This is a genomic window from Myxococcus sp. CA039A, assembly GCF_013336645.1.
GTDB classification, from domain to species: domain Bacteria; phylum Myxococcota; class Myxococcia; order Myxococcales; family Myxococcaceae; genus Myxococcus; species Myxococcus llanfairpwllgwyngyllgogerychwyrndrobwllllantysiliogogogochensis.
In genome coordinates this window covers 1-9,611 of the sequence record NZ_JABUMQ010000383.1, presented here as the reverse complement: position 1 = coordinate 9,611, position 9,611 = coordinate 1, and the positions used below count along the sequence as shown (strand labels likewise).

The window sequence follows — 9,611 nt, the reverse complement described above, 5'->3', positions numbered from 1 at the left end:
CCCGAGGGGGCTGTCACGAGGACGCGGTTGGCGGTTGACTCCCGCGGGGGGGTGACAGAGTATCCGCGCCCCTCCGCCCCCAGGCCAGGCGAGCGTCCCTTGCACCAATTCCCCAAAGATATCGGGTGGATAGAGGTCATTTGCGGTTCGATGTTCTCCGGTAAGACGGAGGAGTTGATCCGCCGCGTCCAGCGCGCCGTGTACGGCAAGCAGAAGGTGCAGGTGTTCAAACCTCGCATCGACAACCGGTACGACGAAACGCAGGTGGTGAGTCACTCGAAGCTGAAGGTGACGTCCACGCCGTTGGAGCGGGCTGAAGAGATTTTTTACCGGTTGGAGCCCGACACGCAGGTGGTGGGCATCGACGAGGTGCAGTTCTTCGGCGCGGAGGTCGTCGCGGTGGTGGAGGCGCTGGCCAACAAGGGGCTGCGCGTCATCTGCGCGGGACTGGACCAGGACTACCAGGGCCGTCCCTTCGAGCCGATGCCGCAGTTGATGGCGGTGGCGGAGTACGTGACGAAGGAGCTGGCCATCTGCGTGGTTTGCGGCAATCCGGCCAATCGCTCCCAGCGCCTCGTCTCCAGTGGAGAGCGCGTGGTGGTGGGCGCGGCGGGCGCGTACGAGCCGCGGTGCCGCAAGTGTCATGTTCCGGAGCCCACCGAGGGCACGCCGCCGCAGACGCTCGAACTGTTCGACTGACCCCGCTTCGCCCGCGGGCATCAGGGCACGAGAGGAACCGACCGAATGCGTGACACCCTGTACGCGAACGTGCCCTTCCGGCTGAACGAGATGACCCACCACTATGGACCCAACGTCCACCTGGTGGGCAATCCGTTCCTGCTCTCCCAACTGGCCACCTTGTGCGCCAAGGGCGTCATCCAACCCCAGATCAACCGGCTGGTGGAGACGCTCTACAGCGACCTGGTGAAGACGGTGGTGAACGCGGAGTTCCCGCGGAAGATGGTCAGCCTGCCGACACGGATGATCGACTCCACCCCGCAGGGGCTCTACCAGGGCGAGGTCATCGACCCGCACGTCCGGGTGGTGACGGTGAACATCGCGCGGGCGGGCACGCTGCCGTCCCAGGTGACGTATGACCTGCTCAACGCCACGGTGGACCCGTCGGTGGTGCGCCAGGACCACATCATCATGAGCCGGATGATCGACGCGGCCGAGACGGTGGTGGGCTCGCAGATTGGCGGCGCGAAGATTGGTGGGGACGTGGACGACGCGCTCGTCCTCTTCCCGGACCCCATGGGGGCCACGGGCGGCAGCCTCTCCACGGCCATCCAGCTCTACAAGGAGAAGGTGCCCGGCACCCCCCGGCGCATCATCACCCTCAACCTCATCGTCACGCCGGAATACTTGCGGAAGATGACGACGGACCATCCGGACGTGATCATCTACGCGCTCCGGTTGGATCGGGGTCTGTCTCCTCCGGAGGTCTTCGGCACGGCGCCGGGGGCGCTCTGGGAGAAGGAGCGAGGCCTGGATGACCGGCAGTACATCGTCCCCGGTGGCGGCGGCTTCGGGGAGATCATGAACAACGCCTACGTGTAGCGCGGAGGAAGCCTTGGCGTTCTACGAGCAGGAAGTTGGCGTCCATATTTCGGAGGACAAGCTGCAGGCGCGCGTGCGGGAGCTGGGCGCGCAAATCACCCGGGACTACGCGGGCAAGGAGCTGACGCTCGTCTGCGTGTTGAAGGGCTCCACGTTCTTCGCCATGGACCTGGCGCGGGCGGTGGACCTGCCGCTGACGTTGGAGTTCCTGGGCGTGTCCAGCTACCAGGGTGGCACGGAGACGACGGGCGAGGTGCGCATCACCACCGACGTCAGCAAGCCGATGGCGGGCAAGCACCTGCTCATCATCGAGGACATCATCGACACGGGGCTCACCATGAGCTTCCTGCTGGAGAACCTGCGGGCCCGGCACCCGGCGTCGCTGAAGCTCTGCTCGCTCCTGGAGAAGCCGGCGCGCGCGCGGACGAAGATCGACATCGACTACAAGGGCTTCGTCATCGAAGACCTCTTCGTCGTCGGCTACGGCCTGGACTACGCGGAGAAGTACCGGAACGTGCCATTCATTGGCGTGATGAAGGGCAAGTAGCCCTCCGGTTTCCTCCAGCCGCGCGGGGAGTGGGTCGCCTTCCCGCCGGCTTGAAGTCCCGCGTCAGGGGTGGCGGAGCGTCGAGCGCCTCGCGTGGATGCCGCTCTCCTGGCGTGGAGGGCAGTGGACTGTTGTCGAAAGGAAGAGCGTGCGCAGCGTCCCGGGTGGGACTGTTTGCGCCGCGAGGCGCCGGACGCGAGTGCTCGTGTCCTGGTGCGTGCGGCCGGAGAGGGTGCGCATGCGTTCAGCGACAGACAAGAGAATCCCGGCTGCTACAGCGGCCGGGGGCAATGATTCGATGAGGAGGTACCTGGCGGAGTTCATCGGGACGTTCGTCCTGGTGCTCGGCGGCGTGGGTGCGGCCGTGCTGGCGGGGGACCGCATCGGTTTCCTGGGCGTGTCCTTCGCCTTCGGCCTGTCGCTGCTGGCCATGGTGTATGCGATTGGCCCCATCTCCGGCTGCCACGTGAATCCCGCGGTGACGGTGGGGTTGTCATTGGCGGGCAAGTTCGAGAACAAGCACATCCTCGGCTACATCGTGGCGCAGTGTCTGGGGGCCGTGCTGGCGGCGGGCGTGGTGCTGCTCATCGCGAAGGGTGTCCCCGGGGGCTACCAGGCCTCGGTGGCGGGGCTGGGCTCGAACGGATACGGCCTCGCCTCGCCCGAGGGCTATGGCGCGGGGGCGGCGTTCCTGGCGGAGGTGGCGCTCACCTTCCTGCTCGTGCTGACGGTGCTGGGGGCGACGGACGCGAAGGCGCCGGTGGGCTTCGCCGGCATCGCCATTGGTCTGGTGCTGACGCTCATCCACCTGGTGGGCATCCCCGTGACGAACACGTCCGTGAATCCCGCGCGCAGCCTGGGGCCGGCGGTGTTCGCGGGCGGGCAGGCGCTCACCCAGCTGTGGATGTTCATCATCGCGCCGATGCTGGGCGCGGGCCTGGCCGCCGCCGTGTACCGCTCCGTGTTCAGCCCGGCGGGGGCCATCACCGCGCGCACGGCCGAACGCTCGCTGGATGCCGAGCGTGCGGAGCGCGTCGCCCAGGACCGCAGCCACACGCGCTCGCCGGTGTAGGGGCGAAGAAGGCCGCATTGCGTGGACGGGCCTTGCTCCTCCGAGCAGGGCCCGTCGCGCGCGGGGCCCCTGCCCGTGGCTTTCCTGGCGGTGCTTCCGGGCGTATACGAGGGATGGGAGGGGGCCGTGCCTTCCCGTTCCCTGCTCCGGGATGACGGAGCGAAAGCCCTTCGACATGCTCTTCGAGCCGACGCGCCTGGTGGCCTTCATCCTCGCGGGACTGGTCCTCAACCTCACGCCAGGGCCGGACACGATGTATGTGCTGGCCCGGAGCATGGGACAGGGCCGCGCCGCGGGCTTCGTCTCCGCGCTGGGCATCTGCGTCGGGTGCCTGTTCCACATCGCGGCTGCGGCCCTGGGACTGTCGGCGCTGCTGGCGACCTCCGCCATGGCCTTCCTGGTGGTGAAGTGGGTGGGCGCGCTCTACCTCGTGTGGATGGGCGTGCGGATGCTGCGCAGCAAGCAGGGGCCCGAGGCGGTGCGGGAACTCCAGCCCGCGAGCCTGTGGCGAATCTTCCGCGACGGTGTCGTCACCAACGTGCTGAACCCGAAGGTGGCCTTGTTCTTCCTGGCCTTCCTGCCGCAGTTCGTGGACCCGTCGCGAGGCTCCCCGGGCCTGCAGTTCGTCCTGCTCGGGCTCTTGTTCGACGTGACGGGGACTCTGTGGCTCGCGTTCCTCGCGGGCGTGGCGGGCGCGTTCGGCGGCTGGCTGCGGCGCAACCCGCGCTTCGCGGCGTGGCAGCAGCGGGTGACGGGAGGCGTCTTCGTCGCGCTGGGCGCGCGGCTGGCGCTCCAGGAGCGCTCCTAGCCGTCGCGATGTCCCCGCCTTCAGCGGAAGATGGCCGCGCCGAAAAGGTACAGGGCGTAGCCGGCCCAGGGCAGGAGGATGAGCAGCGTCACGAGATTCAGGCCCGCCGCCCACACCGGGAGCCGCTCGCGCTGCTTACGCCAGGGGAGCGCCAGCAGCGAGCCACCCGCGAGGATGGGCATGGGCAGCAGGTTGATGGCGGCCACCTTGGCGCTCGCCAGCCCCCAGGCCTGCAACAGCTCGCCGTGGCGCAGCAGGGCGACGAAGCGCTCGATGCGGTCCGGCAGCCGTGAGTACTGGAATGGGACGGTGAAGCCGGTGAGGAACTGGCTCAGTCCCTCGCCGGCGCCGAGGCATGCCATGGCGACGACGACGAGCAGCGCCCAGGGCAGGATGATGGTGGCCGCGTGCAGGACCAGCGGGAGCTGGTGGAGGCGGTTGTCGGCGGGGGCTTCCGTGGGTGCGTCTTCCGGAGGCCCGTTGAAGCGCACCGAGCTGCCCAGGGGGATGAGTGGGTGCAAGGCCCACTGGATGCCGCCCAGAGACAGCGTGACGAGGTTGGGGCCGTAGCCCAGCTTCACGAGGGTGGGTCTGACGCCGAACGAGCTGGCCACGGCCGCCTGACTCAACGCCCAGAGGGCGGTGACGGCGAAGGCGAGCATCCAGAGCCAGAAGAGCAGGGCAGCACGTTCCATGGGTGTGCCCCCTGTTTATCACGCGGAACCGTCGGCCTTCACCGGGCCCCGCTCAAGGGCACGGTCTGGTGACGTCCTCCGTCCCGCGAGGCACGTCCAGGGTGATGGACTTGGAGCCGGGCCCCAGGTTGAACCACGAGATTTGATGGTGCCCGTTGCCCGTCCCGGTGGGGTTGGCGAAGGCCGCGAGCAGATGGGCCGCGCCAGAGCCGTCCACGTGGCTCAGGTCGGCCTTGCCCACGTCCGAAAGGCCCGGCGCGACGGTGGAGTCACCGCCGCGACGAAGGCGGGCCACCGGGACACCTTCGCGTGGAACCGAAGGGCGCTCCCCGCATCGACCATCAATCGTCCCGTGCTGTCTGCCATTGTCTGCTTCCTGTGCCGCGTGGCTGAAACCGACACGGTAGCGGCGCGTGCTGGGATTGAGTGGGGCCAGGACTCTCGACGAGGCCGGTCTTTTCCCAGACATGAGTGCACGGGGTTCGTCCGTCGGAGGTGACGAGCCCGGAGTGGGGTGGTGTCTGGTTTGGGGAGTGGAGGAGGGGCAGGCGAGGAGGCAGGCCAGGGATGCGCGCGGGAGGTGCCGCCCTTGGGGGAAGGCCCTAGCTTGAGAAGGAGGAGAGACGCATGCCCACTCGCAGGACTTCACGCGGGAGTGCTGCTTCAGAGCGGAGTGTGACTCGGCGTTCGACGGCGAAGCCTCGCTCGTCCGTGGCGCCCTCGGGACGGTTCACCACGCACGAGGTGGATGCGGAGCGCTGGCGCGACTTCGCGCGGCTGTTCGAGAGCCAGGGCGGGCCCAAGTACTGCTGGTGCATGGTGTGGCGGGCGGAGGGCGCGGAAGCCCGGCTCGCGGACAACGCACACCGCAAGGCGGCGATGCATCGGCGGGTGAAGCAGGGGACTCCGGTGGGGCTCCTGGGCTATCTCGGGGACGAGCCCGTGGCCTGGTGCTCCATCGCGCCTCGGGAGACGTACCGGAAGGGGCTCGGGGGGCTGGAGGCTCCGGATGAAGCGCCGGGCAGCGTGTGGTCCCTGGCGTGTTTCTTCGTCACCCGTGAAGCGCGAGGGCAGGGAGTGTCGCGGCGACTCATCAAGGCCGCCATCACCCATGCTCGCAAGCGGGGCGGCAAGGTCCTGGAGGCATACCCCGTGGACCCCGACTCACCGAGCTACCGTTTCATGGGTTTCGTGGAGACGTTCGAACAGCTCGGCTTCCAGGGCGTGGGGCGAGAGGGAAGTCGCCGCCACGTCTACCGGTACGATTTGTCCGCGTGACACGGGAGGCGGGCCCGGGAAGGGGCCCGCCCGGGAGCATCAGAACGTGGCGTCGAGCACCACGTCGTTGGCGGCGCCCACGCCCACGGCGACTTGGTAGGCGGACACGCGACGCTCGAAGAAGTTGGTGAGCTCCTGCACGTCCTGCAGGTCCATGAAGGACAGCGGGTTCTTCGTGCGGAACACCGGCGTCAACCCCAGCATCTGGAGCCGCTGGTCCGCTGTGTACTCCAGGTAGCCGCGCATCTCCTGCACCGACAGGCCCGCGACACCGCCGCTCAGAAGGTCCTGGGCGAACTGCGTCTCGCACTCCACCGCCTCGCGCAGCATCGCCTCCACGTCGCGCTCCATCTTCGCGTCGAAGAGGTCCGGCTCTTCCTTTCGAGCCACCTGGATGCACTCGTAGGCGAAGGCCATGTGCGCGCTCTCGTCGCGGAACACCCAGTTCGTCCCGGCGGCGAGCCCGTTGAGCAGGCCCTTGCTGCGCAGGAAGTAGACGTAGGCGAAGGCCGCGAAGAAGAAGAGGCCCTCGATGCAGCCCGCGAAGCAGATGAGGTTGAGCAGGAAGGCGCGACGGTCCTCCTTCGTCTTCAGCTCGTTCAGCCCGTTGACGCTGTCCATCCACTTCATGCAGAAGCGCGCCTTGCGCTGGATGGAGGGGATGTTGTCGATGGCGGCGAACGCCTTGGCGCGCTCGGCCTGGTCCGGCACGTACGTGTCCAGCAGCGTCAGGTAGAACTGGACGTGCAGCGCCTCCTCGTAGAGCTGCCGCGACAGGTACATCCGCGCCTCGGGGGCGTTGATGTGCTTGTAGAGGTTCAGCACCAGGTTGTTGCCGACGATGCTGTCGCCCGTCGCGAAGAAGGCCACCAGGCGGTGGATGAGGTGTCTTTCCGCATCCGTCATCTTCGAGCGGAGGTCCACGAGGTCCGTGGAGAAGTCGACCTCTTCGACGGTCCAGGTGTTCTTGATGGCGTTCCGATACATCTCGAAGAAGACCGGGTATGCCATCGGGCGCAGCGTCAGGTTCAGTCCGGGTTCCAGCAGCATGGGCGCGATCCATACCATGCTCGCGAAGACGTCAAAGCGGCTCGCGCGGCGATTCCTTTTCGCGTTCGCTCACGTCTCAACAGCCCTGAAAAAACAAAGCGAGCACGCGTTTTCACGCGTGCTCGCCAGGACGAAAAAATCAGTGAAACAGGAGTTTCTTACTGACAGGCCTCGCACGCTTCCGGGTTTTCCAGCGAGCACGCCACGGCCTCGGCGTCAGTCACCGCGGAGGCGGACGCGACGGGGGCGGGAGCGGACTGCGCGGGGGCCGTCGCGGTGCTGTTGCCCACCGTCGCCTTGGCGATGCGCGTGGCCGGACGTGAGCGCATGTAATACGTCGTCTTGAGCCCCTTCTGCCATGCGTAGAAGTACATGGAGGAGAGCTTGCCGATGTTCGGCGTCTCCACGAAGAGGTTGAGCGACTGGCTCTGGTCGATGAAGGCGCCGCGGTCGGCCGCCATGTCGATGAGCGAGCGCATGGGCAGCTCCCACGCGGTCCGGTAGATGGCGCGCAGGTTCTCCGGCAGCTCGGTCAGGTCCTGGATGCTGCCTTCCGCCATCTTGATGCGATTGCGCACGCCCTCGTTCCAGATGCCAATCGCCTGGAGGTCTCTCACCAGGTAGCGGTTCACCTGGAGGAAGTCACCCGACAGCGTCTCGCGCTTGAACAGGTTGGACACCTGCGGCTCGATGCACTCGTAGCAGCCGGCGATGGACGCAATCGTCGCGGTGGGGGCAATCGCAATCATCAGCGAGTTGCGCAGGCCATGCTTCACGATGCGAGCGCGCAGCGCATCCCAACGCGCCGTGTCCTCCGGCGTCACGCCCCAGCTTTCGAACTGGAGCTCGCCCTTCGCCGCCCGCGTCTCCGGGAAGGAAGGATGCGCGCCGAACTGCTCGGCCATCTCGCACGACGTGGTCAGCGCGGCGAAGTAGATCTCCTCCGAAATCTTCCGCGACAGCGCGCGGGCCTCGGGCGCGTCGAACGGCAGCCGGAGCTGGAAGAAGACATCCTGCAGGCCCATCAGGCCCAGGCCCACCGGACGCCAGCGGCGGTTGGAGTCCGCCGCCGTGGGGATGGGGTAGAAGTTGAGGTCGATGACCCGGTCCAGCTGCTTCATCGCGAGCTGGGCGTTGGCGCGCAGGCGGTCGAAGTCGAACTTCCCGTCCGCCACCATGCGGCCCAGGTTCAGCGAGCCCAGGTTGCACACCGCCGTCTCACCCTGGCTGGTCACCTCCAGGATTTCGGTGCACAGGTTGGACAGGTGGATGACGTTGCCGGGCAGACCCGTCTGGTTGCTCTTGCGGTTGCTGATGTCCTTGAAGGTCATCCAGCCGTTGCCCGTCTGCGCCAGCGTCTTCATCATCTTGGCGTAGAGGTCACGCGCCTTCACCTTGCGCATGGCCAGGCCGGCGCCTTCCGCCTCGACGTAGGCCTTCTCGAACGCGTCGCCGAACAAGTCGGTCAGGTGCGGCACCGTCTTCGGGTCGAACAGGCTCCAGTCGCCCTCCGACTCCACGCGCTTCATGAACAGGTCCGGCACCCAGTTGGCCAGGTTCAGGTTGTGGGTGCGGCGCGCATCGTCACCGGTGTTCTCGCGCAGCTCGAGGAAGTCCTCGATGTCCGCGTGCCACGTCTCCAGATACACGCAGCACGCGCCCTTGCGCTTGCCGCCCTGGTTCACCGCGGCGACGGACGCGTCCAGCGTCTTCAGCCAGGGGACGATGCCGTTGGAGTGGCCGTTGGTGGAGCGGATGAGCGAGCCGCGCGCGCGCACGCGGTGGTAGCCCACGCCGATGCCGCCGGAGAACTTGGACAGCATCGCGATGTCCGAATACTTCCGGTAGATGGCGTCCAGCTCGTCCGTCGGCGAGTCCAGCAGGAAGCAGCTGGAGAGCTGCTCGTGGCGGGTGCCCGAGTTGAAGAGGGTGGGGGAGCTGGGCAGGTACTCCAGGGAGCTGAACAGCCGGTACAGCTCGATGGCTTCCTTCGCGTTGTCGCCGCTCAGGGCGCACGCGACGCGGAGGAAGAACTCCTGCGGCGTCTCCAGCACTTCGCGCGTCTGCGGGTTCTTCAGCAGATAGCGGTCATAGACGGTGCGCAGGCCGAAGTACTCGAACAGGTCGTTGCGCGACGGGTCGATGGCCGCGTTGAGCTTGCGCGCGTTGGCCTGGACGAACTGCAGCAGCCGGTCCGCGATGAGGCCGTGCTTGTGGCCGGCGGCGACGGACTGGCTGAAGGAGTGGATGTCCTGGTTGCTGACCTCCTTCTGGATGAAGGTGGCCAGGAGGCGCGCGGACAGGCGGGCGTACTCGGGCTCCTCGACGATGAGGGCGGCGGCCGTCTGGATGGAGAGGCTGTCCAGCTCGCGCGTCGTCGCGCCGTCGTAGAGGCCGGAGATGGTCTTCGTGGCCACGCGCATGACGTCCACGCGCGACAGCCCCATGCAGCTCTTGCCCACCGCGCGGACAATCTTGTTCAGGTCCACCGGCTCGGCCGTGCCGTTGCGCTTGCGCACGCGCATGGTGGTGGGGGCGAACTCGCTCTGCGTGGGCTCGGCCACGGGCGTCACGCTCGCTGTCGTCGGCCCGGGTTGGGCG

At 67.4% G+C, this 9,611-nt stretch carries 10 protein-coding genes; 6 read left to right on the top strand and 4 right to left on the bottom strand.

Annotated elements, in window-relative coordinates:
- Positions 1–99: 99 nt before the first annotated feature.
- The 5 genes from HR086_RS40620 to HR086_RS40600 all read left to right on the top strand — a co-directional run bounded on the left by HR086_RS40620 (position 100) and on the right by HR086_RS40600 (position 3,987).
- Entirely contained in the window at positions 100–699 is a 600-nt protein-coding gene (locus tag HR086_RS40620) for a thymidine kinase (RefSeq protein WP_141648002.1), read from the top strand.
- Between the two features lie 45 nt (positions 700–744).
- Positions 745–1,560, top strand: a complete 816-nt coding sequence (locus HR086_RS40615) for a uracil phosphoribosyltransferase (protein WP_174468286.1) — start codon at positions 745–747, stop codon at positions 1,558–1,560.
- 13 nt (positions 1,561–1,573) lie between these two features.
- Positions 1,574–2,107, top strand: coding sequence for a hypoxanthine phosphoribosyltransferase (hpt, locus tag HR086_RS40610; RefSeq protein WP_141648000.1), 534 nt, complete (start codon positions 1,574–1,576; stop codon positions 2,105–2,107).
- A gap of 238 nt (positions 2,108–2,345) precedes the next feature.
- Positions 2,346–3,179 (top strand): aquaporin Z, encoded by an 834-nt coding sequence (aqpZ, locus tag HR086_RS40605; protein WP_141647999.1) that lies wholly within the window; start codon positions 2,346–2,348, stop codon positions 3,177–3,179.
- A gap of 175 nt (positions 3,180–3,354) precedes the next feature.
- Entirely contained in the window at positions 3,355–3,987 is a 633-nt protein-coding gene (locus tag HR086_RS40600) for a LysE family translocator (RefSeq protein ID WP_141648010.1), read from the top strand.
- A 20-nt stretch (positions 3,988–4,007) separates the two neighbouring features.
- Here the strand turns inward: HR086_RS40600 and HR086_RS40595 are convergent, their stop codons facing one another.
- Both HR086_RS40595 and HR086_RS40590 read right to left on the bottom strand, forming a co-directional pair.
- Positions 4,008–4,682, bottom strand: a complete 675-nt coding sequence (locus HR086_RS40595; RefSeq protein ID WP_174461251.1) for a site-2 protease family protein — start codon at positions 4,680–4,682, stop codon at positions 4,008–4,010.
- Positions 4,683–4,734: 52 nt separating this feature from the next.
- Positions 4,735–4,977, bottom strand: coding sequence for a hypothetical protein (locus HR086_RS40590; protein ID WP_174453485.1), 243 nt, complete (start codon positions 4,975–4,977; stop codon positions 4,735–4,737).
- Positions 4,978–5,357: 380 nt separating this feature from the next.
- Between HR086_RS40590 and HR086_RS49630 the strand changes: the two genes are divergently transcribed.
- Positions 5,358–5,960: a GNAT family N-acetyltransferase gene (locus HR086_RS49630; RefSeq protein ID WP_217439725.1), complete on the top strand. Its 603-nt coding sequence runs from the start codon at positions 5,358–5,360 to the stop codon at positions 5,958–5,960.
- Between the two features lie 39 nt (positions 5,961–5,999).
- On the opposite strand, the gene HR086_RS40580 is transcribed toward HR086_RS49630, so the two are convergent.
- A complete protein-coding gene (locus HR086_RS40580; protein WP_141647995.1) occupies positions 6,000–7,010 on the bottom strand; it encodes a ribonucleotide-diphosphate reductase subunit beta in 1,011 nt (336 codons plus the stop codon).
- Between the two features lie 158 nt (positions 7,011–7,168).
- Positions 7,169–9,535 (bottom strand): ribonucleoside-diphosphate reductase subunit alpha, encoded by a 2,367-nt coding sequence (locus HR086_RS40575; protein ID WP_174468287.1) that lies wholly within the window; start codon positions 9,533–9,535, stop codon positions 7,169–7,171.
- Positions 9,536–9,611 lie beyond the last annotated feature (76 nt).

Coding starts and splice junctions, on each gene's coding strand:
- HR086_RS40615 (WP_174468286.1), top strand. CDS start 745: ATGCGTGACACCCTGTACGCGAACGTGCCCTTCCGGCTGAACGAGATG.
- aqpZ (WP_141647999.1), top strand. CDS start 2,346: ATGCGTTCAGCGACAGACAAGAGAATCCCGGCTGCTACAGCGGCCGGG.
- HR086_RS40600 (WP_141648010.1), top strand. CDS start 3,355: ATGCTCTTCGAGCCGACGCGCCTGGTGGCCTTCATCCTCGCGGGACTG.
- HR086_RS40595 (WP_174461251.1), bottom strand. CDS start 4,682: ATGGAACGTGCTGCCCTGCTCTTCTGGCTCTGGATGCTCGCCTTCGCC.
- HR086_RS40580 (WP_141647995.1), bottom strand. CDS start 7,010: ATGCTGCTGGAACCCGGACTGAACCTGACGCTGCGCCCGATGGCATAC.
- HR086_RS40575 (WP_174468287.1), bottom strand. CDS start 9,535: ATGCGCGTGCGCAAGCGCAACGGCACGGCCGAGCCGGTGGACCTGAAC.